Source organism: Aestuariimicrobium soli, assembly GCF_051192575.1.
Lineage (GTDB): Bacteria > Actinomycetota > Actinomycetes > Propionibacteriales > Propionibacteriaceae > Aestuariimicrobium > Aestuariimicrobium soli.
Genome location: NZ_JBPJSQ010000012.1, coordinates 15,301 through 42,169, shown reverse-complemented (window position 1 = coordinate 42,169; position 26,869 = coordinate 15,301). Strand labels below are relative to the sequence as shown.

The window sequence follows — 26,869 nt, the reverse complement described above, 5'->3', positions numbered from 1 at the left end:
CGGGTGTGTTCAGCCATGCCGTCGCCGGGTTTGTGTTCGCTTCCTCCCCCGACGAGCTGCTGCCCGTCTTCACCGGTGTGCGCATCGAGATCGAGGACGAGACCCTCTCGCTGCTCGCCACCGACCGTTACCGGATGGCGCTCAAGGAACTGCCGTGGAGCCCGGTCGCGTCGTCCGCAGAGGGCGCCGCGCTGGTGCCGGCCAAGGTGCTGTCGGAGACCGCGAAGTCGATGACCTCGGGTGAGTCGGTGACGGTGTCGCTGGCCAACTCGGGCATCGGCGACGGCATGATCGGTTTCGAGGGTGACGGCAACGGCGGCACCCGGCAGATCACCACCCGCCTGCTGAACGGCGAGTTCCCCAAGGTGCGCCACCTGATGAACGTGAACGCCGCGGTGAGCGTGCGCGCCAACACCGCCGACGTGATCGCCTCGGTGCGCCGCGTGGCGCTGGTGGCCGAGCGCAACACCCCGCTGCGCATGGTGATTCGCGACGGTGCCATCGAGCTGTCGGCCGCAACCGGTGACCAGGCCCAGGCGACCGAGGCCCTGGAGGCCGTGGTCGAGAACCACGCGGGCGGCGAGATGATGGCCGCCGTGGGCTTCAACCCGCAGTACCTCAACGACGCCCTCGGGGCGCTCGACACCCCCTACGTCTACTTCGCCTTCACCGCCCCCGCCAAGCCTTGCCTGATCCAGGGGCTCGAGGCGCTCGACGGCGATCCGCAGGGCGACTACCGGCACGTCATCATGCTGATGCGCCTGCCCAACTGACCCCAGCCCCTCGGGGGTCCACCCCCGGGGTTGTGCACCCCGCCTGAGGTGCACCCCAGCACAACGGAAAGGCTCTGACATGCAGCTCGGACTCGTGGGACTCGGCAAGATGGGCGGCAACATGCGCGACCGCCTGCGCGAGAAGGGCCACACCGTTGTCGGCTACGACCGTAACCAGGACCTCTCCGACTCCACCGATCTCGCCGACATGGTGGGTCAGCTGAGCGAGTCGCCGAAGGTCGTGTGGGTGATGGTGCCCGAGCAGGTCGTCTCGTCGGTGGTGGACGAACTGCAGCCGCTGCTGGCCGAGGGCGACATTGTCATCGACGGCGGCAACTCCAAGTGGCTGAACGACAAGGTGCACGGGGCGAAGCTCGCCGAGACCGGCATTCACTACCTGGACTGCGGCGTCTCGGGCGGCGTGTGGGGCAAGCAGAACGGTTACGCCCTGATGGTCGGCGGCGAGAAGGCCGACGTCGAGCACTGCATGCCCATCTTCGAGGCGCTCAAGCCCGAGGGTGACTACGGGTTCGTGCACGCCGGCACGCTGGGCGCCGGGCACTTCACCAAGATGGTGCACAACGGCATCGAGTACGCCATCATGCAGGCCTACGCCGAGGGCTGGGAGGTGCTGCGCAAGGCCGAAGAGGTCACCGATGTGAACGCCGCCTTCGAGTCGTGGAAGGAGGGCACCGTCATTCGTTCGTGGCTGCTCGACCTGATGGTGAACGCCCTCAAGGCCGACCCCAACCTCGACGAGATCGCCGGCGTTGCCCACGATTCCGGTGAGGGTCGCTGGACCGTGCAGGCCGCCATCGACCTGGGCGTGCCCACCCCCGCCATCTCGGCCGCGCTCTACGCCCGCTTCGTCTCGCAGCAGGACGACTCGCCCGCCATGAAGGCGATCGCCGCCATGCGCAACCAGTTCGGCGGTCACGCTGTCGAGAAGGGCAAGCCCACCGACACCACCCCCACACCGCCCCGGCAGTGAGCTGAGGCCTTTCCGCAGGACAGGCACGTTGTACGTCGAACACCTCTCGCTGGCCGACTTCCGCAGTTACACCTCCGCCGACGTGCCGCTCGAGGCCGGGGTGACCGTGTTCGTGGGCGCCAACGGCCAGGGCAAGACCAATCTGGTCGAGGCCGTCGAGTACCTGTCGCGGCTGGGGTCGCACCGGGTCTCGTCCGATGCCCCGCTGGTCAGGCTCGATGCCGAGCAGGCCATCGTCCGCGGTCGGGTCAAGGCCGGCCGCTCCGATGCGCGCAGCCTGCTGCTCGAGGTCGAGATCAACCCCGGACGAGCCAACCGTGCCCGCATCAACAAGGCACCGCTGGGGCGCACCCGGGAACTGGTGGGCGTGCTGCGCACGGTCGTCTTCTCGCCCGAGGATCTGGCCATCGTCAAGGGTGACCCCTCCGACCGTCGGGCCTTCCTCGACGGCGTGGTGATCACCCGGTGGCCGCGCATGGCCGGGGTGAAGAGTGACTACGAGCGGGTCATCAAGCAGCGCAACAGCCTGCTGAAGTCGATGTCGGGCCGCTCGCTGCGTGCCCCCGACCCCGACGCCCTGTCGACGTTGGAGGTGTGGGACGAGCAGGCGGCCGCCATCGGGGCCGAGTTGTTGCTGGCCCGACTCGACTCCCTGGCCGAGCTGATGCCGGTGGCCACCGGGGCGTACGCCGAGATCGCCCCGCGGAAGGCGACCGACCCCCCGGCCGACGACCCCACACCCGCCAACCCGGACGACGCCAACCTCGAGTCAACCAACACCGCGCCCGCCAACCCCGAGGTGGCGCCCCCCGCCGACAACCGCGTGACCGCCGACTACAAGACCGGTCTCGACCTGACCCGCCCCGAGGGGGTCGAGCGCCTCACCCGGGCCGACCTGGTCGACCGCCTGCGCACCGCCATGACCGAGCGTCGGCGCGACGAGATCGCCCGCGGGGTGTCGCTGGTCGGCCCCCACCGCGACGACGTCGTCTTCAGCATCGGACGACTACCCGCCAAGGGTTACGCCAGCCACGGCGAGTCGTGGTCGCTGGCGTTGGCGCTCAAGCTGGGCACGTTCGGGCTGCTGCGTGCCGACGGGGTGGAACCCGTGCTGGTGCTCGACGACGTCTTCGCCGAACTCGACGCGACCCGCCGGGAGCGCCTCGCGGCGGCCGTCGCCGACGCCGAGCAGGTGCTGGTCACCGCGGCGGTGGGCGACGACGTGCCCGCCGGGCTGGCCGGGGCCAGGTTCAGGGTCGAGTTGGGCAGCGTCGTGCCTGACCCGCAGGGGGTGGTGGCATGAGCGAGCCACTCGGCCCGGCCACGGATCGGCCTGACGACCCCCATGACCTCGACCCCCATGACCTGGACCCGGACCGCGCCGCGGAACTCGCCGCCGAGCGTGAGGCCGAGAACCAGCAGGCCTGGCGTGACCACGACGAACTCGGCACCGACCTTGCCAGCCAGATCGCCCGACGGGTGGCGGCGGGGGGCGGGGTCACGCTGCCGCCGAGCCGCGGCATCCGTAAGCGGCGCCGACGCAGCGACCCGGTCAACCTTCGCTCCGGCTCCCACCCGGACGACCGCGACCCCCAGGAGATCGGCAGCCTGCTCGGCGGACTGGTGCGCCAACGGGGCTGGTCGAAGCAGATCAGCGTGCGCACGCTGCTGACCAGCTGGCCCGACCTGGTCGGCGAGGTCAACGCCGCCCACTCCACCCCCGAGGGCTACGCCGACGGCGTGCTCACGGTGCGCACCGAGTCGACCACCTGGGCATCATCCCTGCGCGCCATCGCCCCGGCGCTGGTGGCCGAACTGAACCGCCGACTCGGGGACGGGACCGTCGTCCGGGTGAACGTGCTCGGCCCGGTGGCGCCGAGTTGGAAGCATGGCCCGCGAGTGGTGCGTGACGGGCTCGGCCCGCGGGACACCTATGGCTGAGCGTGGCGGGCGGCCGCGGCTGACACGGGGTCTGGTTAGCATGACCGGCATGGCGGATCTGAGGGAGTGGCTGAACCACGTCACCGCCATGATCTTCGGCGCACTGCGCGTGTGGTGGCGACTGTTGCCCCAGCTGCTGGCCGTCACCGCCCTCGGCTACACCGGCCTCGAAGCGGCCCTGGTGGTGGCGCCGGCCATCTCGAGCAACCATGCCTGGCTGGCGGTGGTCGTGCTCGCCTTCGGGTTGGTGCTGCAGTTGTCGGCCGTGATCGTCTCGCTGCGCCTGATCGGGCGGGCTCTGGGCATCAACGCGCTGCTGCCCGATGACGCCATCGCCGACGACCGGAACACCTCGGCCGCGCACATGATCGCCATCACCCTGCTGCCGTTCCTGGGCATCTACTCGGTCTTCGGGCGGGTGCAGGAGGTCGTCAACTCCCTGATCGCCAACGAGATCGTGATCCGGGGCCTCGGCGAGCGGTCGGTGATGTCGACCCTCAACCCACGCACCTCCCACCAGCTGCTGGTGGTGTTGGCCGTTGTGGTCGGCGCCTACCTGGTGCGCCGCGTCGTCGACCTGCTGCACGAGAAGACCGACTTCCGCCCCCTGGGGTTGCTGGCGGCCATGATCGAGGCCTTCTTCATGTTGGTCTTCCTGTTGTCGGGACGAAGCGTGCTGCTGCGGTTCGGCAACTGGCTGCAGGAGCGGGCCTTCGCCGGCTGGGGGCGCACGCTGCAGGAGGGCTGGCGCACGTCGGCGGGGGAGCTCTCCCATTTCGTCCCACGGTTCGTGGCGTGGCTGTGGCACGTGCTCACCGACGTGCTGTGGCCGCTGTTCAAGTCCGGGCTGGCCGAGCCGCTGCTGTGGCTGGCGGTGGCGGCGCTGATCTTCGGCAGCCACGTGCTCAGCGTCGCCGAGGTGTGGCGCAAGGGTGAGCCGTTGTCGGCCCACCTCGACCGCGAGCACACCATTCAGCTGCGCCGCCGCGCCAAGCGCGAGCAGGCCAAGTCGTCCACCGCTGCCCGCAGGGCGATGCTCGAGGTGCAGGAGGCCTTCTTCGGCGACCTCGACGACAAGTACCTGCCCACCTTCCAGTCGCTGCGCCTGCTGCTGCGCACGGGCCTGCCGTTCCTCGGTGCCTATGTGCTGGCGTACGCGCTGTTCGCCTCGATCGACGAGGGGGTGTTGCGGTTCATCCTCGGAGCCCTCGGCACCCACGACACCCCGTTCTGGGTGAGCTGGCTGAGCCTGATCAACCTCATCGTCAGCCTCGTGGGCGACACCCTGAAGTACAGCCTGTTGGCCGTGGCCTTCGCCCGCACCCTGCAGGCCTTCCGCAACCAGGCCGACCCGTCGGCGCTGACCGGCGATCCCGAGCTGGGCCATGCGCCGGCGCGGGCCCAGGTCGAGCCTGCCCAGGCCCCGGCCCCCGACCACGCTCCCGCGACCGTGGGGGTGTCGTCGTGACGACGCGCAGGGTGCGACCCGTCGCCGTGCTGGTGGCGGTGGCCGCCATGCTCGCCGCCGGTTGGTTGACCACCTGGCGTGAGAACGACCCGCCCCTGGAGCAGCTCACCGCTCGTCCGAACCAGGAAGTCGTGATCAACCACGTCGGGCAGTCCGTGCGGTTCATGCAACTCGAGCTCGGGCAGGTCTACACCAACGACCGGCAGGCCCAGGCGACGGCCGCCCGCTACCTGCAGGTCACCGTACGCCTGACGACCCCGCGCGAGCGCTCGATGGTCAGCTTCGACTGCGAGGCCGAGCAGGGGGGTCAGAGCTACCAGCCGATCGGTCTGGGACGAACCCTGTTCCCCGAGCCCGGTCAGCGCAACCTGGCCAGCATCGCCTTCGAGTTCGACCCGAGCCGGGCCGCCAGCCTGCGGATCGTCTGCCGCGAGCGCAGCACCATCACCTTCCGCGAGACCACCGTGACCTACGACCCGCAGCTGGGCACCGAGGCGGGTCGTCGCCTGCTGGCGCAGTCCGCCGGAGCGCTGGTCGTCGAGGGTGAGCAGTCGACGGAGCCGATCCAGCGATGACCACCGCACCCCGCCGCGCGCAGCAGTCGCTGCCCCCCGTCCGCCGCTTCCGTGACTGGGTGTTCGCCAGCATCGTGCTGTCGCTCACCATCACCCTGGCCGTCGTCTGGGGCGTGTGGGTGACCACGCGCGTGGGTACCTATCCCCGCGGCGTGCAGCAGGGCGGCACCTGGGTCGACCCCTACAGCGGCATGGAGTTCGCCGTGATCGGGTGGCAGACCAGCCGGTGGTTGCCCGACGCCGACCGGGTGGTGGTCGCCCCCGAGGGCATGGTGTACGTCTCGGTCGTGGCCCGCTGGAAGGGTCGGGGCGACGAGGGCGGCTGCACCCTCGAGCTGGTCGGCCGTGGTCAGGAGACCTGGGACGAGACCGAGTCGTCCGACGACCTGCCCTACTCGTGCCTGCAGCGGGATCGCGAGCTCGGATCGGGCGTGGTCTACCACAACTTCGTGGTTCCGGAATCGAAGCTGCCCGAGGTGCGCGGGCTGATCCACCCGCAGTCCATGCGCTTCGACCAGGGGCCGGTGCTCAGGCCGCCCGCCTGATCAGAGGCGGTCGACGACGCCGGTCAGTCGCCTTCGCTGTACGGCTCGCGGACGACGGCCGGCACCCGCATCGTGGTCGCCTTCGAGCCGGGCACCCACCGCGACCCACCCTGCTGGGAGAGATCCTCGGAGCGGTAGCTCAGGTCGAAGACCAGCAGGATGATCTCCGACTCCGGCTGGTCACCACCGGGCTGGTCGGGGCGGGGTCCCTTCCCCGTGGTGGCGACCGGATCGAACTCGAAGTCGATCGAGCACGGGATCGGCGGGGCACCGGGAGTCACCGACGAGTAGTCGGTGTGGCTCTGGCCGCGCACGTTCTCGCCCAGGTTCACCAGGGTCTGAGTGCTGACGGCGCGCGTGTTCGGGCGGCCCGCGTAGATCGCGTCGTCCAGTTGGTACGTCGGCACTTCGGGGGAGCCGTCGACGAGCTCGACCCGGCTGCAGCTGGCCGACACGCTCAGCGTCCACGCCTTGGCGTGCTGGTCCCACGACCATTCGGCCAGTCGGGGCGTGATGCGCATGGTGCCGGTGACGATGGTGGTCCCCGTGGGAACTCGGGTCTCGATGTCACCGGCACGCCGGAAACCGTGCAGGCCGAAGACGATCGAGGACACCAGCAGTACCGCGACGCCGGGGGTCAGCACCTTCACCCAGCGGGGCACCAGACTCAGGCGGCTCGGCGGACGCCAGTCGGGGTCGAGGTCGTCGGGGTCGACCCAGATGCTCCCGGTGGTCTCGGCGGCTCCGCTGGTCATGCCCCGCAGTCTAGGTGTGGGCGGTGGCAGCACGGTAGACTGAGGGGGTTGTGCCCAGCCAAGCAGAGGAGCACGTGAGCGTGAGCGAGAACGACCAGGTCGACGGTCCTGACCTCGAGGTTTCCGACCTCCTGAACCCGGCCGGTGCGGCCGACGGCGACCCGGGCGAGGAGCGCCTGGAGGGTCTCGCGGAGCACAGCGACCACTCCGTCGCGGCGGGCAGCTACGACGCCTCGTCCATCCAGGTGCTCGAGGGCCTCGAGGCGGTGCGCAAGCGCCCCGGCATGTACATCGGGTCGACCGGTGAGCGCGGCCTGCACCACCTGGTCAGCGAGATCGTCGACAACGCCGTGGACGAGTACATGGCCGGGTACGGCGACCGCATCAAGGTCGAACTGCTCGACGACGGCGGCATTCGCGTCGTCGACAACGGCCGCGGCATCCCGGTGGCGGTGCACCCCGTCGAGGGCATCCCCACCGTCACGCTGGTGCTCACCAAGCTGCACGCCGGCGGCAAGTTCGGCTCGGGTGGCTACAAGGTGTCCGGAGGTCTGCACGGCGTGGGTTCGTCCGTGGTGAACGCCCTGTCGTCGAAGTTGACCGTCGAGGTCACCCGCGACGGCGCGCGCTACGAGCAGACCTTCACCCTCGGTGTTCCCGATGCCGATCTCGAGCGGGTCGGCGACGCCGAGGGCGATGTGACCGGCACCACCGTGACGTTCTACGCGAGCCCCGACATCTTCGAGACCACCCAGTACTCCTACGAGACGCTGGCCACCCGGTTCCGCGAGATGGCGTTCCTGAACAAGGGCCTCGCCATCGAGGTGACCGACCTGCGCGCCGGCCACGTCGACGAGCAGGGCGCCCCCGTGCACGAGGAGTTCCTGTACGAGAAGGGCCTGATCGACTACGTCACCTACCTGACGGGCAAGAAGGACGTCGTGCACCCCTCGGTGATCGCCGTCGAGGCCCACAAGCCCGAGGCGGGCATGGGTGTCGAGGTGGCGATGCAGTGGAACACCTCGTTCCAGAACTCGGTGCACACCTTCGCCAACGCCATCAACACCCACGAGGGCGGCACCCACGAGGAGGGCTTCCGGGCCGCCCTGACCAACACGGTCAACAAGTGGGGCGAGACGTGGGGCATGATCAAGAAGCGCGAGGACCGCGTCTCGGGTGACGACGTGCGCGAGGGCCTGACCGCCATCGTCTCGATCAAGCTCTCCGAGCCCCAGTTCGAGGGTCAGACCAAGACCAAGCTCGGCAACACCGAGGCCAGGTCGTTCGTCCAGCGTGTGGTCAACGACCGCCTGGGCGACTGGTTCGAGCGAAACCCGGCCGAGGGGCGCGAGATCGTCCGCAAGTCGCAGGCTGCCGCCATGGCCCGCATCGCCGCCCGCAAGGCCCGCGACATGGCCCGCAACCGCAAGGGACTGCTCGGTGGCGGTGGTCTGCCCGGCAAGTTGGCCGACTGCTCCTCGACCAACCCGGCCGAGTGCGAGGTCTTCATCGTCGAGGGTGACTCCGCCGGCGGTTCGGCCAAGGGTGGGCGCGACCCGCGCACCCAGGCGATCCTGCCGATCCGCGGCAAGATCCTGAACGTCGAGAAGGCGCGCCTCGACAAGATCCTGCAGAACAAGGAGGTCGAGGCGATCATCAACGCCCTCGGCACCGGTGTGCAGGAGGACTTCGACGTCGACAAGCTGCGCTACCACAAGATCGTGCTGATGGCCGATGCCGACGTCGACGGCTCGCACATCCGCACGCTGCTGCTGACCCTGCTGTTCCGGTTCATGCGCCCGCTGATCGACGCCGGTCACGTGTACCTGGCCCAGCCGCCGCTGTTCCGGCTGCGCTGGACGAACGCGCCGCACGAGTTGGCCTACACCGACCACGAGCGCGACGTGCTGCGTGAGGCCGGGCAGGCGGCCGGCAAGAAGCTGCCGACGGTCAACCCGATCCAGCGCTACAAGGGTCTCGGCGAGATGGATGCCTCCGACCTCTGGGAGACCACCATGGACCCCGAGGGACGCATCCTGCTGCAGGTCACTCTGGAGGACGCCGCGCGGGCCTCGGAGATGTTCGCGATCCTGATGGGCGAGGACGTCGAGTCCAGGCGGTCGTTCATCCAGCGCAACGCTCGCGACGTGCGTTTCCTCGACATCTGAGTCCGAGCGCGACCACCCGGGCAGGAGCCCGGATCTTCGGACGATTCCCCGCGCGGGCAGGGGATTCGTCCGAAGATGGTGGTGCGTCCAACGAGGGGCGCCCAGCGTTGAAAGGTTTCGTCGATGGACCACGTGGCAGACATCCAGAAGTACTCCTCGGGCGTTGACGAGGCGGTGGTCGCGAAGATGCAGCGCACCTATGCCCTGGCCCTGCAGAAGCAGGACTCGCGCACCGTCGCGTTCTCAGACCAGGCCGAACTCGACCGGGTGCGCACCAACTTCGTCAAGAAGAAGCTGGGGGTCACCGACGCGGACGACGCGATCGACGCTGCCATCAAGGACGTGGGCGCGAAGATCAAGGGCCAGAAGAACCGGCTGACCGTCTACTACCTGCTGGCCGAGCACTACGGGAAGCTGTCGGTCTTCGGGGGCTGACCCATGGTTGACCCGTGATGCCCGCTGTCGCCGGCGGGTGCGGGTTCGGGGTGTGTGTTGGGGGAGTGGATCCCGCGGGCACGCACCCCCTTTCTCGCGCGCGCGTGCCCGCGCGCGGAATCAGGGGTGCGGTAGACTGGTCCGGATGAGCATGTCGGCTTGTCACGCGCCGGGTTGACCGGCGGTGGGACGGCATGCGGCGACCCGACCGTGAGGACCCCAGACCCCCATGACTGACACTCCCGACGAGCCCACGCCCGGTACCGACGACGAGCAGGCACAGGCAGCCGAGACGCAGTCCCTGGTCGACGACATCGAGGCCCCCCAGCACGGACGCGTGGAGCCCATCGACCTGCGCGACGAGATTCAGAAGAGCTACCTCGACTACGCGATGAGCGTCATCGTCGGGCGCGCCCTGCCCGACGTGCGCGACGGTCTGAAGCCGGTGCACCGGCGCGTGCTCTACGCCATGTACGACGGCGGCTACCGTCCCGATCGCGGCTGGAACAAGTGCTCCCGCGTGGTCGGCGAGGTGATGGGTCTGTACCACCCGCACGGCGACTCGGCGATCTACGACACCCTGGTGCGCCTGGCGCAGCCGTGGGTGATGCGGGCGCCGCTGGTGTCGGGGCAGGGCAACTTCGGCTCGCCCGGCAACGACAAGGCCGCGGCCATGCGATACACCGAGTGCAAGATGGCCCCCCTGGCCATGGAGATGGTGCGCGACATCGACCAGAAGACGGTCGACTTCAAGCCCAACTACGACAACCGCGAGCAGGAGCCGACCGTGCTGCCGGCGCGGTTCCCGAACCTGCTGGTGAACGGCTCGACCGGTATCGCCGTCGGCATGGCCACCAACATCCCCACGCACAACCTGCGCGAGGTCTCCGAGGCCGTGCAGTGGTCGCTGCAGCACCCCGAGGCGACCGAGGAGGAACTGCTCGAGGCCGCCATGGCGCGCATCCAGGGCCCCGACTTCCCGATGGGCGCGCTGATCGTGGGCCGCAAGGGCATCGAGGACGCCTACCGCACCGGTCGCGGCCTGGTCACCATGCGGGCGGTGATCAAGGTCGAGGAGGACAAGAACGGTCGGCAGTGCCTGGTGGTCACCGAGCTGCCCTACATGTGCAACCCCGACAACCTGTCGCTGAAGATCGCCGAACTGGTCAACTCGGGCAAGCTCTCGGGCATCGCCAACCTGATCGACGAGACCTCGGCCCGCACCGGCCAGCGGCTGGTGATCGTGCTCAAGCGCGACGCCCAGCCGCGCGTGGTGATGAACAACCTCTACAAGCACACCCAGCTGCAGGACACCTTCGGGTGCAACATGCTGGCCCTGGTCGACGACGTTCCCCGCACGCTGCGGCTCGACCAGTTCATCAGCCACTGGGTGACCCACCAGCTCGAGGTGATCCGCCGCCGCACCAAGTTCCAGCTCGAGGAGGCCGAGGCCCGCGCCCACATCCAGCGCGGTCTGGTGAAGGCCCTCGACAAGCTCGATGACGTGATCGCGTTGATCCGTGCCTCGCGCACCACCGAGATCGCCCGCGAGGGTCTGAAGGACCTGCTCGACATCGACGACGACCAGGCCAACGCCATTCTCGAGATGCAGCTGCGTCGCCTGGCCGCGCTCGAGCGGGAGCGGATCATCGCCCGCCTGGCCGAGCTCGAGCTGCAGATCGCCGACCTCAAGGACATCCTCGCCCGCGAGGAGCGCCAGCGCGAGATCATCTCGACCGAGCTCGCCGAGATCGTCGAGAAGTACGGGGACGATCGCCGCACCCAGATCGTGGCGGCCGACGGTGACTTCTCCGACGAGGACTTCATTCCCGACGAGGACGTGGTCATCACCCTCACCCGCGGCGGCTACATCAAGCGCACCAACACCGACCAGTACCGCGTGCAACGCCGTGGTGGCAAGGGTGTTCGCGGTGCCAAGTTGCGCGCTGAGGACGAGGTCGACGCCGTCTTCACCACCACCAACCACCACTGGATCCTGTTCTTCACCACCATGGGGCGGGTCTACCGCATCAAGGCGTGGCAGGTGCCCGAGGGTGGCCGTGACGCGAAGGGCGGGCACGTCGCCGGGCTGCTCAGCTTCCTGCCGGACGAGCGCATCGCCCAGTCGATCGCCATCCGCGGCTACGACGACGCCGAGTTCCTGATGCTGGCCACCCGCAAGGGTCTGGTGAAGAAGACCGCGCTGAACGCCTACGACACCCCGCGGCAGGCGGGTGTCATCGCCATCAACTTCCGCGACGAGGACGACGAGTTGATCGGCGCCGACATCGTGGGTGCCGACGACGACGTGCTGCTGATCTCGACCAAGGGTCAGGCGATCCGCTTCTCGGCCGCGGACGACCAGGTTCGTCCGATGGGCCGGGCGACCTCGGGTGTGACGGGCATGAAGTTCCGCGAGGGCGACGAGTTGCTGTCGATGGCGATCATTCGCTCCGACGCCGACGAGGACTCGCTGTTCGTGTTCACGGTGACCGACGGCGGCTTCGCCAAGCGCACCGCCGTCTCGGAGTACCGCCGCCAGGGGCGCGGTGGTCTCGGCATCAAGGCCATGCGCCTCAACGAGGACCGTGGGTCGCTCGTCGGTGGGCTCGTGCTCGGTGAGACCGACGAGGTGATCGCCATCAAGCAGTCGGGGCAGATCACCCGGTCGTCCGTCAGTGAGGTGGCCGCCAAGGGCCGCGACACCATGGGCGTGAAGTTCGTCGGCGTGCGTGGGGAGGACTCGGTGATCGCCATCGCGCTCAACCCCGAGGCCCGCGCCAACGAGGCCCTGGGGGTCTCCGAGGATGAGGAGCCCGAGGGTGCCGACGGCGGCGATTCGGACGAGGGTCTGACCACCGAAAGCGGAGAGTCCGAGTCCAGCGCGGCGCCCGAGGAGGGTGCGAGCGGTAGCGTGGACACGACTGAGTCCGACATCGCCGACCAAGAGGATGACCAGTGAGCGAACCCAACCGCCCCGGTGGCCAGCCGTCTGTGTTCGGTCGTCCCACGCCTGAACCCGAACGGACGGGGGCCCGATTCGCCGGTCCGCAGTTCACCTCACCGGCGGACGACCAGGTGACCGCGACCCGCGCTGCGGTCGGTCAGGACGACCCGTCGCTCGGCGCCAAGGCCGCTGACAAGGCCAAAGACCTGTTCGGGTCGGCGAAGGACGCCATGTCGTCGGCCGCGACCAGCGTGTCGACGGCTGCGTCGTCCGCCGTCTCGTCGGTGGCGACCACCGTCAGCGGCGACGCCGACCGGGCCAAGAACGCCGTGCCCGGCGCTCCCGCGGTGGCGGCTCGCAAGGCGGCCAGCCACCGCACCCGCAAGGCCCGGCTGCGGCTCTCGCGCATCGATCCGTGGTCGGTGATGAAGACCGCGTTCCTGTTCGGCATCGCCGGCGGGATCATCTTCTTCGTCATGGTCTGGGTGCTCTGGGGCGTGATCGTGGCCTCGGGTGTCTTCGAGAGCGTCAACCGCGCCGTCAACGACCTGCTGGCCACCCCCGGTGCGCCCGACAAGTTCCACCTCGAGGACTACCTGAACGGCAACCGCGTGCTGGGTTTCGCGGCCATGATCGGGGCGGCCGACGTGGTGATCTTCACCGCCCTGGCCACGCTGTTCTCGTTCCTGTACAACCTCGCGGCGACCGTCATGGGTGGCCTCGAGGTGACGCTGGCCGAGGACTGACCGGGTCGTCGCGCCGGGATTTGAGCGGGCAGGCGTCGTTCCGCTAGAGTTTCCACTTGCGTGACCGCCAGCCGTTCGGCTGGATCCGGTGACGGGCCTATAGCTCAGTCGGTTAGAGCGCTGCCCTGATAAGGCAGAGGTCACTGGTTCAAGTCCAGTTAGGCCCACCAACGAAACCCCTGCTTCGGCGGGGGTTTCGTCGTTCCGAGGCCCGGTGGCGGTCACCGGCGAGCTGCGCCAGATGCTCCCGGACGACGGCGACGTTGTCACCCAGCGGCCGCATCGAGTCCACGCGCAGGCGCTCACCCTGCCACGCTCGGAAGGCCTCACTTCGTTCGAGGACGGACTCCCAGGTGGGCTCGGGGAAGCCATCGATGCCGCGCTGGCGCTCCGCCAGCCGGCGCCGGTGCTCGTCCGCGTCGCTGCAGACGACCTCGACGAACGCCAGCGGCACGCCCAGCTCGGCCGCCAGTGCCACCCACTGTTGACGGGCCGGCTCGACGTCGTTCACGGCGTCGATGATCGCGGCGTTGCCGAGCACGAGTTGTTCGCGGGCCACGGCCTCGGCCACGACGTAGGCGGCGAGTCCGGTGGGTTGGGCCCGGTCAACACCGGCTCGCCACATGGCCGCCTCGATCGGATCGACCGACAGCAGGGCGCACCCGAGCTCTCGCGCGAGTTCCTCGGCCACGGTGCTCTTTCCCGAGCCGGGAAGCCCGGCCATTGCCACCAACATGCGTTCATTCTGGGCGTTGCCAGTCCAGGTGGGGGCCCGGCGAGGGAATGCCTGCGTCGGCGAGGCGGTTGAACAGGCATGACTGCTGACACCCCCGCTCCCGCCGGCCTCACCATCGGACTCATCGGCGCCGGTCACATCGGATCGCAACTCGCGCGCCTGGCCGTGGCCGCCGGTCACCACGTCGTGATCAGCAACTCCCGCGGCCCCGAGACGCTCGCCGAACTGGTGGCCGAACTCGGTCCGCGCGCCCGCGCCGCCACCCCTGTCGAGGCCGCTGAGGCCGCCGACATCGCCGTGGTCACCATCCCGCTGAAGGCCATCGACACGGTGCCGGTCGAGCCGCTCGCGGGCAAGATCGTCATCGACACCAACAACTACTACCCGCAGCGCGACGGCCAGATCGCCGAGTTGGACGACGAGTCGACCACCACGGCCGAGCTGCTGCAGCGCCGCCTGCCCTCGTCCAAGGTCGTGAAGGCCTTCAACCACATCAACTTCGGGCACCTGACGACCCACGGTGAGCCCGCCGGAACCCCCGGACGACGCGCGCTGGTCGCGATCGGCGATGACCCCGAGGCGGTCGCCCTGGTTGGCCACCTGCTCGACCAGTTCGGTTTCGATGCCGTCGAGCTGACCCCGCTGTCGGAGGGCTGGCGCATCCAGCGCGACACCCCGGCGTACGGTCCGCGGTTCACGGCGGACGAGCTGCGGGTCGCGCTCGCTGAGGCGAAGCGTTACCGCGACATGTGAGCGGCGGGATCAGACCCGCCGCCGCACCTCGCGGATGCGGTCCATGGTCCGCAGGGTGCCCGCGGTGCGCTCCTGGTCGGCCTCGGGGCTGGCCGAGCCGTTGACGCAGGCCACGAAGAACTCGACCATGTGCGTCAGGTTGTCGTCGGCCTTCGTCACCTCGACTCGCTCCACCGACCCGTCGAGGCGCGTCAGGTCGAGCACCCGCGGCGAGTCGATGTGGTCGATGACGAGGCTGCCCAGCTCACCCTGGATCTCGCTGGGGCGGGCCGTCCGGGTGATCTTCGAATGGGACACGTCGGCGACGAAACCAGCCCCGTCGGCGGGGTAGCCGGCCAGCACGACACCCAGGCCATCGGCGCCGGTGGGGAGCTCGACCTCGACGGCGATCACGTCGCCGGGCTCGCCGAACAGCTGCACCAGCTGCGAGATCGCGTAGACCCCGAGGTCGTAGAGCGACCCGGCCGCCAACGCGGGGTCGAAGATGGCGGTGTACTCACCGGCCAGCACGAGGTCGTAGCGCGAGGAGCGCTGCGTGTAGTCCAGGCTCACCCGCCGGATCGGGCCCAGCTCGGGGAGCAGTCGGGTGATCTCGGCCGTGCCCGGGTCATGGGCCGGACGCATCTCCTCCAGCAGCACCAGCCCGCGCTCCCGGGCGAGCTCGACCAGCAGCTCCCACTCGGGAGCGGTGGGGGTGGCCGACTTCTCGACCAGCACATGCTTGCCGGCCTGGAGCGCCTGGGTGGCCTGCTCGACATGGACGAGATTGGGGCTCGCGATGTAGAGCGCGTCGCAGCGGTCATCGGACAACAGCCCTTGCCAGTCGCTGGTCGACCACTGCATGCCCAGGTCGTCCGCGGTGGTTTGTGCGCGGGTGGTGTCGCGGGAGTAGGCGCCCACCAGCTCGATCCCGGGCACGGGTTCGGCAGCCTTGGCGAACCGATGGACGATGCTGCTGGTGCCGACGGTGGCGATGCGAACAGTCACGGCCCAACTGTGGCACGGGAGCGTCGTCCGAGCGTCAGGTCCCTATCCTGTTGGCGTGGCCGACGACGAACTACTCGAGCGTTACCTGAGAGCGTGCGAAGCAATCGCCCAGTCCTTGGGAAGGCAGCGACACCAGCGCTTCAACGGCCTTGGGCAGGCAGTGCGCGGCAGCGCAGGGCATCCTGTGGTTGACCGCAACCGGGACTTGTTGCTGTTCCTGGCAGATCTTCGGAACACCATCCAGCATGAGGGCAGGCTCCGCGGAACGCCCATCGCGACGCCGCGGATCGATGCGGTGGTGGCGATCGAGGACTTGGCCGAGCAGATCGACCGGCCGATCAAGGTCAGTGAGTTCATGGTCAAGGACCCGATCTCGGTCAGGGAGCAAACCTCCCTCCCGGAGGCTGCTCGCCTGATCGTTGAGCACTCCCTGTCGCAGATTCCGGTGCTCGACGAGCACGGTCGGTACGACTGGCTGCTGACGACGAACGCGTTGGCTCGGTGGATGGGTGCCAAGTATGTTGCCGACGGTGGAGCGCTCCTGGAAGAGGGCGGCTCCGTCGCCGATGTGCGGAGGTGGGCCGAGTCCCATGATCAAGCCAAGACGGTGAGGCCCAACCTGTCCGCCAGAGAAGCCTGTCGCCTGCTCACCAAGTCGGATGCGCCCACTGCGTTGATCGTCACCAGCGACGGGGACCGCACAGGGACCATCGCCGGAATCCTGACCCGCTTCGACGTGCCGGCCATGTTGGAGAGGTTGACCGTCCGTCTCGGGGGATGAACCAAGCGGACGACGCGCCTGCAGTTCCTGCGCTGATGCAGGAAATGCAGGTGATGGGGCCAACTCCACCTGCATTTCGTGTGTGGGTGCACCAAGTGCAGGGCTGGATCGTCCGAGAGGTGCAAACCGGACATCGTGACGGGCGCGCCACAATGTCCGGCCCCACGAGCTCAACGACCGGACTTCGTGACGTCAGCGTCACGAATGCCAACCGGCGCGGGTCGTAAGAACCCTCAGCGACCCCACACCAGCGTCGCCCCAGAATGGCCCGCCAGCACCACCAGCACCAGCGACACCACCGCGGCGACCGCGGCCACGACCCGGCAGGCAAGCCCGAGCCCCGACCGGGACGACGATCGATCCGCCCACAGCAGCACCACCAGCGTCACCGCCAGCACCAGCGCCGGCCAGGGCGCCCACAGTCCCCACTGCTCGTGGGAGGCGAAGCGAGGGCTGGCGCCGATCCCGGTCTCGTCCGCGAGAGCCGGGCCGGTGAACCGGGCGGCCAAGGCACCCGCGGCGCCTCCGATCGCCACCAGGGTCGCCAGCCAGCCGTACCGATCCCGCCACCCGCGACGCCACACCACCAGCAGGGCGCCGAGCGCGGCCAGGGGCACGAGCACTACCGCGAGGTGCACGACCAGAGGGTGCAGGGGCAGTCCACCAATGTTCATCGTCGCCTACCTTGAGCGCTGGGCCGGGGCCTACTTGATCGGGTTGCCGTCGTGGTCGAGCACGAACCAGACCGACCCGACGTTCTGCCCGGACGTGTCACCGCTCGCCTTGTCATTTTGCCAGTAGTACAAAGGCCAGCCGTTGTACGTGGCCTGTTCGCGGCCGTCGGCGCGCGCGAACGAACCCAGCAGCGCGTCGTCGACCCCGGCACCAGCGGTGGGCTTGCCCAGCAGCGGCGGCCACTTCACCAGGCAGTCGCCCTCGCAGGCGCTGGCGTTCTTGGAGTCCTTCGTGAACAGGTAGAGCGTCATGCCCTTGCCGTCGACCAAGATCGATCCGAGCGGGTTGTCGGCCATCGCGAGGGCGAGCACGTCGCCCGCCGGCGCCGAGGCGCTGGAGTCCTCACCCCCCGTCTGTGACGCCGTCTGTGAGGCAGCGGACGAGGCCGACGAACTGGCTGGCCCCGCCGGAGTCGGAGCCGTCGAACTGCAGGCCGTCACGGCGAGCGCGACCAGAACACTTCCGGCGAGCACCCGCATGCGCGAGGCTGTGGTGGTGGGGAGCAGAGTGAACACGATTCCTCCTGAGAGTGGTCCCCAGTTCCTGGGAGAACCGGGATGAGGGTCATACGGACGAACCGTCCGCAGGGATTGCGCGCTCTTCTCCCGGGCCATGGCCCAGCTAAACCCGGCCAGCCCGCAATCCCGACGGCCCCCTCGTCCGTAGAACCCGATGTGACCCTGTTCTCGCTGGCCGATCGTGCCCCCGACGCGGCCCTCGTGGCCGGGCTGGCGGTCAACGACGACCAGGCGGCAGCGGCGTTCGTCCGCCGGTTCGAGGGGCCCGTCTTCGGTCTCGCCCTGGCGGTCACCCGCGACCGCGGCCTCGCCGAGGAGGTCAGCCAAGAGGTGTTCCTGCGGGCCTGGCGGGCGGCGGCGGTGTACGACCAGCGGCGTGCGTCCGTGCTCACGTGGCTGCTGACGATCACCCGCAACGCGGCCATCGACGCCGTGCGGGCCCGCCATTCGACCCCGCTCGAGGCCGAGGTGCTCGAGCGGCTGGTCGACACCACTCTGACCGCGCGGGCCGACCAGCCCGGCGACCGCGTCGAGCACCTGGCCGCCGCGGCTCGCTTGCGCAGCCTGCCGGCCGAGCAGGCCAGGGCCGTGGTGCTGGCCGTGATCGCCGGGCACACCGCCCAGCAGGTGGCCGACCTCGAGGGAATTCCCCTGGGCACCGCCAAGACGAGAATCAGAACGGGGCTGCGGCGCATGCGCGCCGACGCCGACCACATGAGCGAGGTGGACGATGACTGAGTGGCACCCCGACGAGGACGCCCTCGTCGAGCTGGCCCTGCAGGTGCCCGAACCGGACGAGCGCGCCCGCCTGAGCGCGCACCTGGCGGGCTGCGACGCATGCCGTGCCCGCTACGCGGCGATCGCCGACGGCGCGCTGCAGGTGCTCGCCGCCTCGCCCTCGATCGCGCCGCCGGCCGGCTTCTCGGGGCGGGTGCTCGAGGCCATGAATCTCGCCGGTGAGCGGACGAATGCCGTAGCCACACGCCTGTCCGAGGTGTCCCGTCTGCGACGTCGGACGATCCTGCTGCCGGTGACCGCGGCCCTCGTGCTGGGCCTCGGCGTCGGGGTGGCCGGCACCGTGGTCGTCCGCGATCGGCAGGCTCCGGCGGGCGTGGCCACCGGGGCGCACGCGGCGTCGGCCCTGCTCACCGCCGATGGCACCGTGGTCGGCACGGTGGGCCGGACGACGGTGCGGGGGCGGCAGCTGGTGGTGGTCACCGTGACCGCCGCCAAACCCGGCAAGGCCTATGAATGCGTCGTGATCGACTCCGACGGGGTGCGGCACCCGGTGGGCACCTGGACGCTGTCCGCCTCGTACGGGCGCGACACGGCCGCCGGCACCTGGACCGTCGAGGCACCCGCGGGTGGGGTGGCGCGGGTCGAACTCGTCACCACCGAGGGCAAGGTCTGGTCGCAGGCCGCCTTCTGAGCCACCGTGCCGGGCCCTGCCTGTGCAGATTCCGTCCGGTGGAGGCACAAGTGGCCGTCAGGGGGCAACTGTGGGCGCCACCCGACGGATTCTGCACGCGGAACCCCGGTGCGAGCGCCCCTTCCTCGGGCCCTACGCTGTGCCGGTGAGCACTGCCCCCCTCGATCGCCGAAGCCTGGTCAACTGGCGCAACGCCATCCTCGCCGCCTTCATGCTCGGGGGTGTCGCCGGCGCCGCGTTCGGTGCCCGCCTGCCCAGCATCCAGGCCGATCTCGGTGTCTCGAAGGGCACTCTCGGCACCATGCTGATCGGCACCACGATCGGCGCGCTCGCGGGGCTGGGGTCGTCCGCCTGGATTCACCACCGATTCGGGGCCCGCAAGGGCATTCGCAACAGCCTCCTGGTGGTCGGTGCCGGCATCGCGCTGATCGGACTGGGGGCCGGAGCGTTCGGCTCACCGGTGGTGGTGACGCTGGCGCTCGCTCTGACCGGCTGGGGCATCGGCTCGCTCGACGTGATGATCAACGTCGAGGGCGCCCTCGTCGAGCAGCAGTTCAAGAAGACCCTGATGCCGCTGATGCATGCCGCCTGGTCGGCGGGGGTGATTCTTGGTGCCGGCATCGGCGCGGGCAGCGCGGCCCTGCGCCTGCCCGTCGAGGTCCAGTTCCCGCTGCAGGGTCTGCTGGTCGCCGGCGGTGGCATCGTCCTGTCGCTGGGCATCCCCACCCACGAAGCCCCGGAGGCACCGGCCGAGAGGCTCACCCTGCAGCAGCGGGCCGGGCGCATTCTCGCCTCGGTGAAGGACGTCCGTCTCGTGCTGATCGGCCTGGTCATGCTCGGTTCCGAACTGGGTGAGGGGTCGGCCAACAACTGGCTCACCCTCGCCGTGCGCACCGAACACCACCAGCCCGAGGCCATCGCCGGCATGTTCTTCGTGCTGTTCGCGGCCTCCGAGACCCTCGCCCGGGCGCTGGGTGGGCCGGTCGTCGACCGCATCGGACGACCCAACGCCGTCCGGGTGACGAGCGTGCTCGGGCTGATCGGCATCGCCCTGTTCATCCTCACCCACGCGTGGTGGCTGGTGGCGATCGGGGTGCTGCTGTGGGCCTTCGGGGTGTCGATGGGCTTCCCGTTGGGCATGAGCGCGGCGGCCGACTCGGGCCCCAACCCCGCCGCCCGGGTCAGCTTCGTCGCGGTGATCGGCTACGCGGCCAACCTGACGGGGCCGCCGGCCATCGGCAACCTCGCCGACAACGTCGGACTGCTGAAGGCGCTGTGGGTGATCGCCGCACTGTTCGCCGTCGCCGTGCTGTGCGCGTCGGCGGTGCGGCAGGACGCCCGACCGGTCACAGCAGGGAGCGCGCCGACTCGGGCGTGACCTGTCGGAACGGGCGCCCCAACAGTCGGGCGGCGACCGCGAACTCGCGCGCCCGGTGCCCCGGGCACAGCGCCCAGTGGTGCCCGATGCCGGTGGCCGACCAGCAGTCGACCCAGTCGCCCGGGTCCATGCCGAAGTCGACCCGCGACGTGGTGTTGCCGATTCGCATCAAGGGCCCCGGCACCACCTCACCTTCGCTGGCGATGAAAGTGAGCGTGCCGTCGCGATCCTGACCGATGCCGAAGGTCGTCACCGGGCCGGGCCGCACGTCGAACTCGACGCTCACCCCGTAGCCGCGCTTGCCGTGGTAGATCCCCAGGCCGCGCAGCACCGGTCGTCCGCTCGACAGCGCCAGGTGCCCGGGGCCGTCGTGCCCCATCTCGACCACACCGTCGTCGAAGTTGAGCGCCTGGATCTCGGTGAACGAGCCGCCCACACGATCGTCAGCCGCGGGCGCCACCCCACCGGACGAACCCTGCCCGGATGATCCCAGGGCCTCGGCCGCCACCATCGCCAATGACGTGCGCAGTTCGTACTCCCCGGCGGCCGGCACCCCCCGCGCCGTCAGCAGCGAGGCACCCAGGATCATCCCGGCGGCCAACCGCTCGTGCACCTCACCGTCGAGCCCGCGGTGGTAGTAGGCGAGCGAGTCCAGATCGAAGTCCTCGACGAGTCGGTCGAGACCCACCGACACCCGAGCCCCCCACGCCAGGTCGTCGGGATTGACGGACGAGTCGAGCTCGAACACCCGCCGCGCCTCGGCCACGCGCTCGTCCGTCTGGGCCTCGGTGACGGCATCAACTCGCACCCGCAGGTCGTCGTACTCGAGGGTCTCGACGTGCCCACCGAGCTGCGTGCTCACCAGCGTGGAATCGGTGGCGACATCGAGCATGCCGGGGTAGACGTGCCCCATCAGGCCGTGGCGGCCTTCGCGCAGGCGGGCGCGCACCCCGGCGGCGCGCACCCAGCGATCGATGCGGGCCCAGGCGCGCTCCGAGTCGAGGTGACCGCTGACGGAGTCGAAGTCGATGCCGGCCCGCCGGAACAGGTTGCCGATCTCGGGCACGGAGCACTGCCCGCAGTAGGCGAGCCAGCCGCCGGTGTCGACCCGGTCGTGGTCCATGCGGGTGGTGGGTTGCAGGTCGACCACCAAGACCGGGGCCCCGGCGCGCTGCACCACCGGCAGCACCATCGAGCTCGTCAGGTACGTGGCGACGTTGAAGACCAGCAGGTCGACGTCGGCGGTGCGCAGCCGTTCCCCGGCCCTGCGCGCCTCGACGGCGTCGGAGATGAAGCCCACGTCGACCACCTCGGCGTCGAGCGCGCGAAACCTCTCGGTGATGCGCGCGGCGCCCCGCTGCAGCGTCGGCAACAGCTCAGGGAACTGGGGCCAGTAGGCCCCGAGGCCACCGGCGACGAGGCCGATGCGGGTCTTGCGGTGGGCGCGTTCAACTGACATGCTCCGAGTAAACACGAAACACTGTTCCATGTCTGGGAGAACATCGTGGACGACCCCGCCGTCAGCCTGCGTTTCACCGACGCCGGTGGCCTGGCCGCGTTCGGACTGCCCGGTCGGGGCTCGCTGCTCGCGGCCACGGACGACCCGCCCGCCCTGCTGATCCACCTGCTGGAGGGGGCCGGTACCCCCGAGGCCCGCCTGCGCCCGGTCACCTCGCAGCAGGCGGCGGCGGTGGGCTCGTCCGTGGTCAACGACGGCGACGGCCGCACCCACCGGTTCACCTTCACCGACCTCGACGGCACCGGGCTCGACGCGGTGCTGAGCGTGCGGGTGCCCGCCGGGTCGAGGCTGACTCACTGGACGATCGAGGTGACCCAGCCGGTCGGGCTGAGGGTGGCCGACGTGCAGTTCCCGTGGGTGGTGGTGCCGTACGCGACCGATGCGCACCCGACCCGCACGCTGTACCCCTACCGCGACGGCTTCCTGTACCCCTCGCTCACCCCGCTCGAGCTCGAGGCCGACCACGCGAGCGTGTGGAGTTGGGAGAACGACACCGACGTCTGGCATCACCACCCCGGCAGCACGATCGCCCCGTTCGTGGCCCACCTCACCGACGAGGGTGGGGTCTACCTGGGCTGCCACGACACCACCGGTCAGGTGAAGCACGTGAAGGCCGTGCACCATCGCCTCGGTGACTCGGGGGCGATGCGGCTGGCCGCGAGTCACGTCGTCGGGCGCACCGAGCCCGGCACCTGGACCCTGCCCTACGACGTGGTGCTGGCAGCGGTCGACGGCGACTGGCACGACGCGGCCGACCTCTACCGCGACTTCTACGACCGCGAGGTGGCCGCCCCGCGCCTGCACGAACGCGACGACGTGCCCGATTGGCTGCTCGACTCGCCGATCCACGTGGTGCTGCGGGCCTGCGGCACCGACGATGCGGCTCCCACCGATCCGAATGCCGAGGTGGTGCCCTACGAGAACGCGCTCCCGGCGCTCGACGCGATCGCCGAAGCCACCGGGTCGCCCGTGCTGCCGATCCTGATGTCGTGGGAGGGCCCGGGGCCGTGGGTCTACCCCGAGAGCTTTCCCCCGGTTGCCGGCGAGGCGTCGCTGCGCGCCTTCGCCGACCAGGTGCGCGCCCGCGGGTGGCACCTGGGCACCTACGCCAACGGCACCCAGTGGGTGACCGAGCACAAGTGGTCGGGCTATGACGGACGAGACCACTTCCGGCAGGCGGGTGGTGCCGAGACCGTGTGCCGGCGCCCCGACGGCAGCCCGTGGCGCAATGCCTGGGACCTGAAGTGGCGGCAGAGCTACACCGAGTGCCTCGGCTCGCCGATCACCCACCGGCAGGCGATTGGGTTCGTGCAGTCGGTGGTCGACCTCGGCTTCGACTGGGTTCAGTTCCTCGACCAGAACTGCGGCGTGGCGACCTTCCCCTGTTACGCGGACGACCACGATCATCCGCCACTGCCGGGGGAGTGGATGACCCATCGCATGGATGCGCTGCTCGATGCGTTCGACGAGGTCGCGGCGGGGGCAGGTCGTCCGGTCGTGTTCTCGGTGGAGCGACCACCCAACGACCATCACCAGCCTCGGCTGCACAGCGGTGACAGCCGCCCGAACCTGAAACCGGGCAGTCACCGCTGGCCGCTGCACAAGTACCTGTTCGGCGACCGGGTGCTCACCCATTCCTGCTTCGGCCTGGGTCCGACGACGCACTGGATGGCGATCAAGACCGCGATGGCGTGCGTGCTGGGTGACATGCCGGGCGCGATCCTGTCGCGTGACGGTCGGCTGCAGGCCTACGGGGGCGCCATGTGGCCGAGGTGGGACGAGCCGCCCGCCGACCAGGAGGCAATGCTGACCCTGCTGGGAGCGGTGGCAAGGCTGCGGCGCGGCGCCGGGCGCGACTTCCTCGTGTTCGGGCGCATGCTCGCCGACGAGCTGATCGGCGACGTCGACCAGGTGAGCTGGACCGATGACCGTGGGCCGTGGACCTACCCGGCCGTGATGCAGGGGGCGTGGGTGACGCCTGCCGGCACGCGGGGCGTTGCCCTGTGCAACTGGACGCGCGAACCGCGGACCGTGTCGGTGGCCGAGCGGTGGCTCGACGGGGGAGTGGTCATCTTGGTGGGCGCGGATGGTGCCCCCAGTGGTGGCCCAGTGGGACGAACGATCGAGATTGCGCCGCTGACGGCGCTCATGCTGGTCGAGCCCGAGGCTCGACGCGAGACGGAGGACGAATGAACGCACTGGTGGTCGGGGCCTACCCCGTGTACGCAACCTCGGACGAGACCGCCCAGGCCTGCGTGGCGGCCCTCGCGGAACGCGACGACGTGGCCGGGCTCGAGCTGCCCTGGGCGCCCGGGCTGGTCGTGCCGAGTGGCGCTCCCGGGCACTGGCGGCATGTGGTCACCTGCATCGGCGACGCCATGGTGCGCATGCGCCACGACCCTCGGGTCGGCCTGGCGAGCACCGATGACGACGGACGACGCCTCGCCCTCGAGGCGCTCGCCGAGGTGCGCGACCGGGTCGTGGAGCTGGGCAGTGTCGCGGCGGTCGAGGTGCACAGCGCGCCGACCGGCGCCGGCTCCGCCGAGGCGTTGGCCGCGTCGCTGGGAGAGGCCGCCGGCTGGGACTGGGCTGGCGCCGAGCTGTGGGTCGAGCACTGCGACCGCTGGCGTGACGACCAGCCGGTCGCCAAGGGGTTCCTGTCGCTGGCCGACGAACTCGAGGTGATCGGTCGGCTGCCGGAGTCGGTGGGCCTCTGCGTGAACTGGGCCCGCAGCGTCATCGAGACCCGCGACGTGGCCACCGGGCGGGAACACGTGGCGCTCGCTCGGTCGAGTGGCCGCCTGCGCGGGGTGTTCTTCTCGTCGGTCTCGGACGCCGCCAGCGTCTACGGTCCGGCTTGGGCGGATGCCCACCTGCCGCCCCTGGGATCCAGCGGTGCGGTGCCGTCGAGCCTGTTGGACGAGGGCCTCGTCCGAGACACGCTGGCGGCCGCCGGGGACGCGACCATCGGCCTCAAGATCGGCATGCAGCCGGCGGACCAACCGGTCGCCGACAAGGTGCGACACCTGATGGACGCCGTCGACCTGATCGCCCGCGCCCGCCCCTGACCCGCGCCCGTGGTCTCGACACGGTCGTTTCGCTCCCTACTCGACCGACGGTCTTCTTGAGCCACCGCTGATCGAGTAGGAGCGAGGAACGAGCGACGTGTCGAGATCACCGACGGAGGGTGACGATCGACGAGACCTCAGCCGAGGGAGTCCCAGCCTTCGTCCGCCTGCGACCACCGGTCGGCCACGTGGGCGAGCACGTCGTCCGGCAGGGGCCCCTTCTCGACCAGGGCCACGTTGTGGGCGAATCGCTCCGGCTTGATGGTGCCGACGATCGAGGTCGACACCCCGGGAGCGAAGGCGGTGAACCTGAGCGCGAACTCGTCCATGGGCAGGTCGACCTCGTAGGCCAGGGCCTGCAGCCGCACCCAGTAGTCCTCCTGGTAGCTGCCGACGGGGCGTTCGGCATGGCGCCAGGTCGCGTTGGCGATCGGTCGCTTGGCGATCACACCCGGCAGGTCGTCCACGCCGGCCGGCTCGTCCACGCCGGGAAGAATGGCCCGCAGGTTGCGCTGGTCGGCGATGTTCACCGAGCACTCGATGACGTCGCACCGGCCCGTGGCCAGGCCGTACGCCAGGTTGTCGCCGTCGTTCGAGATGCCGGTGAACCGCACCAGACCCCGCTGCTTGAGCGAGTCCAGTTCGTCCAACAGGGCCAGTTGGGCGTCGCCGAACGGACGAGGCCCGTGCAGCAGCACCACGTCGAGGTGGTCGGTGCGCAGCCGCTGGAGCGACAGCTCCACCCCGGCGCGGGTGGCCTCGGGGGTCCAGTCGTCGACCCCGTCGATCTTGTGCCCCGTCTTCGACACCAGCACGTACTCGTCGCGGCGGGACGCGAGGTGGCGCCCGATCTTCTCCTCCGAGTCGCCGTAGCAGTGGGCGGTGTCGACCAGGGTGATGCCGGCATCGAGCAGACCGTTGAGCAGGGTGCCCGTCTCGGCCTCCGTGAGGCTCGGCTCGCGCAGTTCGCTGCCTCCGAACCCGAGAATCGACGTGGTCAGTCCGGTGGCGCCCAGGGCTCGCTGTTCCATGTCGTCCAACCTAGTGGAGTCGTCCAAGCTAGTGGGGTCGGCCAACCTAGTGGGGCCGATCGTGCCTCGCCGGGGGAGTCCGTTCGTGGAACACTGGACGCATGGGGAAGCCATACTCCGTCGCCCGTTCCATCGTCGTGCGCGCCGACGCCGCTCGCGTGCACGCCCTGGTCAATGACTTTCGTCACTGGACGACCTGGTCGCCGTGGGAAGACCTCGACCCCTCCATGGAACGCACCTATCGCGGCCCCGAGTCGGGCACCGATGCCCAGTACGAGTGGTCGGGCAACAAGCAGGCCGGGTCGGGCACGATGCGCATCACCAATGTGACCGACGATGCCATCGCCATCGACCTGCACTTCGTGAAGCCGTTCCCCGCCGAGAACCGGGTGCTGTTCAGCTTCGTGCCGGTCACCGAGGGGGACGACCGCGGCGCCACCAAGGTCACCTGGAGCATGGAGGGCGAGGTGAGCGGAGTCATGCGCGTGTTCACGAAGATTCGCCCGATGGACGCCCTGATCGGCCCCGACTTCGAGCGTGGCCTCGCCCAACTGAAGGCCGAAGCCGAGGGCTGACCCCTCAGTCGGGGT

At 69.8% G+C, this 26,869-nt stretch carries 26 protein-coding genes and 1 tRNA gene; 20 read left to right on the top strand and 7 right to left on the bottom strand.

The window, feature by feature from the left end:
* The 7 genes from dnaN to ACSDQ9_RS13760 all read left to right on the top strand — a co-directional run.
* A partial coding sequence (gene dnaN, locus ACSDQ9_RS13790; RefSeq protein ID WP_435147957.1) for a DNA polymerase III subunit beta occupies positions 1-773 on the top strand: 773 nt, incomplete at its 5' end.
* A 79-nt stretch (positions 774-852) separates the two neighbouring features.
* Positions 853-1,764 carry a phosphogluconate dehydrogenase (NAD(+)-dependent, decarboxylating) gene (gene gnd, locus ACSDQ9_RS13785; RefSeq protein ID WP_435147955.1) on the top strand — a complete coding sequence of 304 codons (912 nt, stop codon included), beginning with the start codon at positions 853-855 and terminating at the stop codon, positions 1,762-1,764.
* A 28-nt stretch (positions 1,765-1,792) separates the two neighbouring features.
* Positions 1,793-3,067, top strand: coding sequence for a DNA replication/repair protein RecF (locus tag ACSDQ9_RS13780; protein ID WP_435147953.1), 1,275 nt, complete (start codon positions 1,793-1,795; stop codon positions 3,065-3,067).
* Positions 3,064-3,705 (top strand): DciA family protein, encoded by a 642-nt coding sequence (locus ACSDQ9_RS13775; RefSeq protein WP_435147951.1) that lies wholly within the window; start codon positions 3,064-3,066, stop codon positions 3,703-3,705. The genes ACSDQ9_RS13780 and ACSDQ9_RS13775 overlap by 4 nt, the downstream gene beginning before the upstream one ends.
* 49 nt (positions 3,706-3,754) lie before the next feature.
* On the top strand, positions 3,755-5,173 hold the full coding sequence (locus ACSDQ9_RS13770) for a hypothetical protein (RefSeq protein ID WP_435147949.1): 1,419 nt from the start codon (positions 3,755-3,757) through the stop codon (positions 5,171-5,173).
* Entirely contained in the window at positions 5,170-5,748 is a 579-nt protein-coding gene (locus ACSDQ9_RS13765; protein ID WP_435147947.1) for a hypothetical protein, read from the top strand. Before ACSDQ9_RS13770 ends, ACSDQ9_RS13765 begins: the two co-directional genes overlap by 4 nt.
* A complete protein-coding gene (locus tag ACSDQ9_RS13760; protein WP_435147945.1) occupies positions 5,745-6,293 on the top strand; it encodes a hypothetical protein in 549 nt (182 codons plus the stop codon). Before ACSDQ9_RS13765 ends, ACSDQ9_RS13760 begins: the two co-directional genes overlap by 4 nt.
* Before the next feature lie 23 nt (positions 6,294-6,316).
* Here the strand turns inward: ACSDQ9_RS13760 and ACSDQ9_RS13755 are convergent, their stop codons facing one another.
* Complete coding sequence (locus tag ACSDQ9_RS13755) at positions 6,317-7,048, bottom strand: hypothetical protein (protein WP_435147944.1); 732 nt, start codon at positions 7,046-7,048, stop codon at positions 6,317-6,319.
* 176 nt (positions 7,049-7,224) lie between these two features.
* Here ACSDQ9_RS13755 and gyrB point away from each other — a divergent pair, with 176 nt between their 5' ends.
* The 5 genes from gyrB to ACSDQ9_RS13730 all read left to right on the top strand — a co-directional run bounded on the left by gyrB (position 7,225) and on the right by ACSDQ9_RS13730 (position 13,514).
* Positions 7,225-9,216, top strand: coding sequence for a DNA topoisomerase (ATP-hydrolyzing) subunit B (gene gyrB, locus ACSDQ9_RS13750; RefSeq protein ID WP_435147961.1), 1,992 nt, complete (start codon positions 7,225-7,227; stop codon positions 9,214-9,216).
* A gap of 123 nt (positions 9,217-9,339) precedes the next feature.
* Positions 9,340-9,651, top strand: a complete 312-nt coding sequence (locus tag ACSDQ9_RS13745) for a DUF2853 family protein (protein ID WP_435147943.1) — start codon at positions 9,340-9,342, stop codon at positions 9,649-9,651.
* Positions 9,652-9,880: 229 nt separating this feature from the next.
* Positions 9,881-12,613: a DNA gyrase subunit A gene (gene gyrA, locus ACSDQ9_RS13740; RefSeq protein ID WP_435147941.1), complete on the top strand. Its 2,733-nt coding sequence runs from the start codon at positions 9,881-9,883 to the stop codon at positions 12,611-12,613.
* Positions 12,610-13,344: a DUF3566 domain-containing protein gene (locus ACSDQ9_RS13735; RefSeq protein WP_435147940.1), complete on the top strand. Its 735-nt coding sequence runs from the start codon at positions 12,610-12,612 to the stop codon at positions 13,342-13,344. Before gyrA ends, ACSDQ9_RS13735 begins: the two co-directional genes overlap by 4 nt.
* Before the next feature lie 93 nt (positions 13,345-13,437).
* Positions 13,438-13,514 (top strand) — tRNA-Ile (locus tag ACSDQ9_RS13730).
* Here ACSDQ9_RS13730 and ACSDQ9_RS13725 read toward each other — a convergent pair.
* Complete coding sequence (locus tag ACSDQ9_RS13725) at positions 13,493-14,080, bottom strand: AAA family ATPase (protein WP_435147938.1); 588 nt, start codon at positions 14,078-14,080, stop codon at positions 13,493-13,495. The genes ACSDQ9_RS13730 and ACSDQ9_RS13725 overlap by 22 nt on opposite strands.
* 78 nt (positions 14,081-14,158) lie before the next feature.
* Between ACSDQ9_RS13725 and ACSDQ9_RS13720 the strand changes: the two genes are divergently transcribed.
* A complete protein-coding gene (locus ACSDQ9_RS13720; protein WP_435147936.1) occupies positions 14,159-14,833 on the top strand; it encodes an NADPH-dependent F420 reductase in 675 nt (224 codons plus the stop codon).
* A gap of 9 nt (positions 14,834-14,842) precedes the next feature.
* On the opposite strand, the gene ACSDQ9_RS13715 is transcribed toward ACSDQ9_RS13720, so the two are convergent.
* Positions 14,843-15,820: a Gfo/Idh/MocA family protein gene (locus ACSDQ9_RS13715; protein WP_435147934.1), complete on the bottom strand. Its 978-nt coding sequence runs from the start codon at positions 15,818-15,820 to the stop codon at positions 14,843-14,845.
* 55 nt (positions 15,821-15,875) lie between these two features.
* Between ACSDQ9_RS13715 and ACSDQ9_RS13710 the strand changes: the two genes are divergently transcribed.
* Entirely contained in the window at positions 15,876-16,601 is a 726-nt protein-coding gene (locus ACSDQ9_RS13710) for a CBS domain-containing protein (RefSeq protein ID WP_435147932.1), read from the top strand.
* A 233-nt stretch (positions 16,602-16,834) separates the two neighbouring features.
* Here ACSDQ9_RS13710 and ACSDQ9_RS13705 read toward each other — a convergent pair whose 3' ends face one another.
* Both ACSDQ9_RS13705 and ACSDQ9_RS13700 read right to left on the bottom strand, forming a co-directional pair.
* The gene (locus ACSDQ9_RS13705) at positions 16,835-17,275 is read right to left on the bottom strand and encodes a DUF2231 domain-containing protein (protein ID WP_435147930.1); all 441 of its coding nucleotides are present in this window, start codon (positions 17,273-17,275) and stop codon (positions 16,835-16,837) included.
* Positions 17,276-17,305: 30 nt separating this feature from the next.
* Positions 17,306-17,851: a COG4315 family predicted lipoprotein gene (locus tag ACSDQ9_RS13700; RefSeq protein ID WP_435147928.1), complete on the bottom strand. Its 546-nt coding sequence runs from the start codon at positions 17,849-17,851 to the stop codon at positions 17,306-17,308.
* Between the two features lie 159 nt (positions 17,852-18,010).
* Between ACSDQ9_RS13700 and ACSDQ9_RS13695 the strand changes: the two genes are divergently transcribed.
* The 3 genes from ACSDQ9_RS13695 to ACSDQ9_RS13685 all read left to right on the top strand — a co-directional run bounded on the left by ACSDQ9_RS13695 (position 18,011) and on the right by ACSDQ9_RS13685 (position 20,661).
* Entirely contained in the window at positions 18,011-18,592 is a 582-nt protein-coding gene (locus ACSDQ9_RS13695) for a sigma-70 family RNA polymerase sigma factor (protein WP_435147926.1), read from the top strand.
* Positions 18,585-19,283 (top strand): hypothetical protein, encoded by a 699-nt coding sequence (locus tag ACSDQ9_RS13690; protein WP_435147924.1) that lies wholly within the window; start codon positions 18,585-18,587, stop codon positions 19,281-19,283. The genes ACSDQ9_RS13695 and ACSDQ9_RS13690 overlap by 8 nt, the downstream gene beginning before the upstream one ends.
* A 145-nt stretch (positions 19,284-19,428) precedes the next feature.
* The gene (locus ACSDQ9_RS13685; RefSeq protein WP_435147922.1) at positions 19,429-20,661 is read left to right on the top strand and encodes an MFS transporter; all 1,233 of its coding nucleotides are present in this window, start codon (positions 19,429-19,431) and stop codon (positions 20,659-20,661) included.
* Here the strand turns inward: ACSDQ9_RS13685 and ACSDQ9_RS13680 are convergent.
* A complete protein-coding gene (locus ACSDQ9_RS13680) occupies positions 20,630-22,120 on the bottom strand; it encodes an arabinose isomerase (RefSeq protein ID WP_435147920.1) in 1,491 nt (496 codons plus the stop codon). The genes ACSDQ9_RS13685 and ACSDQ9_RS13680 overlap by 32 nt on opposite strands.
* 45 nt (positions 22,121-22,165) lie before the next feature.
* Between ACSDQ9_RS13680 and ACSDQ9_RS13675 the strand changes: the two genes are divergently transcribed.
* A complete protein-coding gene (locus ACSDQ9_RS13675) occupies positions 22,166-24,373 on the top strand; it encodes a DUF6259 domain-containing protein (protein WP_435147919.1) in 2,208 nt (735 codons plus the stop codon).
* The gene (locus ACSDQ9_RS13670) at positions 24,370-25,248 is read left to right on the top strand and encodes a DUF4862 family protein (protein ID WP_435147917.1); all 879 of its coding nucleotides are present in this window, start codon (positions 24,370-24,372) and stop codon (positions 25,246-25,248) included. The genes ACSDQ9_RS13675 and ACSDQ9_RS13670 overlap by 4 nt, the downstream gene beginning before the upstream one ends.
* 137 nt (positions 25,249-25,385) lie before the next feature.
* Here ACSDQ9_RS13670 and ACSDQ9_RS13665 read toward each other — a convergent pair whose 3' ends face one another.
* Positions 25,386-26,279, bottom strand: a complete 894-nt coding sequence (locus ACSDQ9_RS13665; protein ID WP_435147915.1) for an aldo/keto reductase — start codon at positions 26,277-26,279, stop codon at positions 25,386-25,388.
* A gap of 101 nt (positions 26,280-26,380) precedes the next feature.
* Here ACSDQ9_RS13665 and ACSDQ9_RS13660 point away from each other — a divergent pair, with 101 nt between their 5' ends.
* Entirely contained in the window at positions 26,381-26,854 is a 474-nt protein-coding gene (locus ACSDQ9_RS13660; protein ID WP_435147913.1) for an SRPBCC family protein, read from the top strand.
* The last annotated feature ends 15 nt before the right edge of the window (positions 26,855-26,869 follow it).

Bases quoted from the DNA above. Each gene is read 5' to 3' on its own strand.
- gyrA (WP_435147941.1), top strand. From the start codon at position 9,881: ATGACTGACACTCCCGACGAGCCCACGCCCGGTACCGACGACGAGCAG.
- ACSDQ9_RS13720 (WP_435147936.1), top strand. From the start codon at position 14,159: ATGACTGCTGACACCCCCGCTCCCGCCGGCCTCACCATCGGACTCATC.
- gnd (WP_435147955.1), top strand. From the start codon at position 853: ATGCAGCTCGGACTCGTGGGACTCGGCAAGATGGGCGGCAACATGCGC.
- ACSDQ9_RS13745 (WP_435147943.1), top strand. From the start codon at position 9,340: ATGGACCACGTGGCAGACATCCAGAAGTACTCCTCGGGCGTTGACGAG.
- ACSDQ9_RS13775 (WP_435147951.1), top strand. From the start codon at position 3,064: ATGAGCGAGCCACTCGGCCCGGCCACGGATCGGCCTGACGACCCCCAT.
- ACSDQ9_RS13770 (WP_435147949.1), top strand. From the start codon at position 3,755: ATGGCGGATCTGAGGGAGTGGCTGAACCACGTCACCGCCATGATCTTC.
- ACSDQ9_RS13670 (WP_435147917.1), top strand. From the start codon at position 24,370: ATGAACGCACTGGTGGTCGGGGCCTACCCCGTGTACGCAACCTCGGAC.
- ACSDQ9_RS13760 (WP_435147945.1), top strand. From the start codon at position 5,745: ATGACCACCGCACCCCGCCGCGCGCAGCAGTCGCTGCCCCCCGTCCGC.
- ACSDQ9_RS13680 (WP_435147920.1), bottom strand. From the start codon at position 22,120: ATGTCAGTTGAACGCGCCCACCGCAAGACCCGCATCGGCCTCGTCGCC.
- ACSDQ9_RS13755 (WP_435147944.1), bottom strand. From the start codon at position 7,048: ATGACCAGCGGAGCCGCCGAGACCACCGGGAGCATCTGGGTCGACCCC.
- ACSDQ9_RS13705 (WP_435147930.1), bottom strand. From the start codon at position 17,275: ATGAACATTGGTGGACTGCCCCTGCACCCTCTGGTCGTGCACCTCGCG.
- ACSDQ9_RS13725 (WP_435147938.1), bottom strand. From the start codon at position 14,080: ATGTTGGTGGCAATGGCCGGGCTTCCCGGCTCGGGAAAGAGCACCGTG.
- ACSDQ9_RS13660 (WP_435147913.1), top strand. From the start codon at position 26,381: ATGGGGAAGCCATACTCCGTCGCCCGTTCCATCGTCGTGCGCGCCGAC.
- ACSDQ9_RS13665 (WP_435147915.1), bottom strand. From the start codon at position 26,279: ATGGAACAGCGAGCCCTGGGCGCCACCGGACTGACCACGTCGATTCTC.
- ACSDQ9_RS13690 (WP_435147924.1), top strand. From the start codon at position 18,585: ATGACTGAGTGGCACCCCGACGAGGACGCCCTCGTCGAGCTGGCCCTG.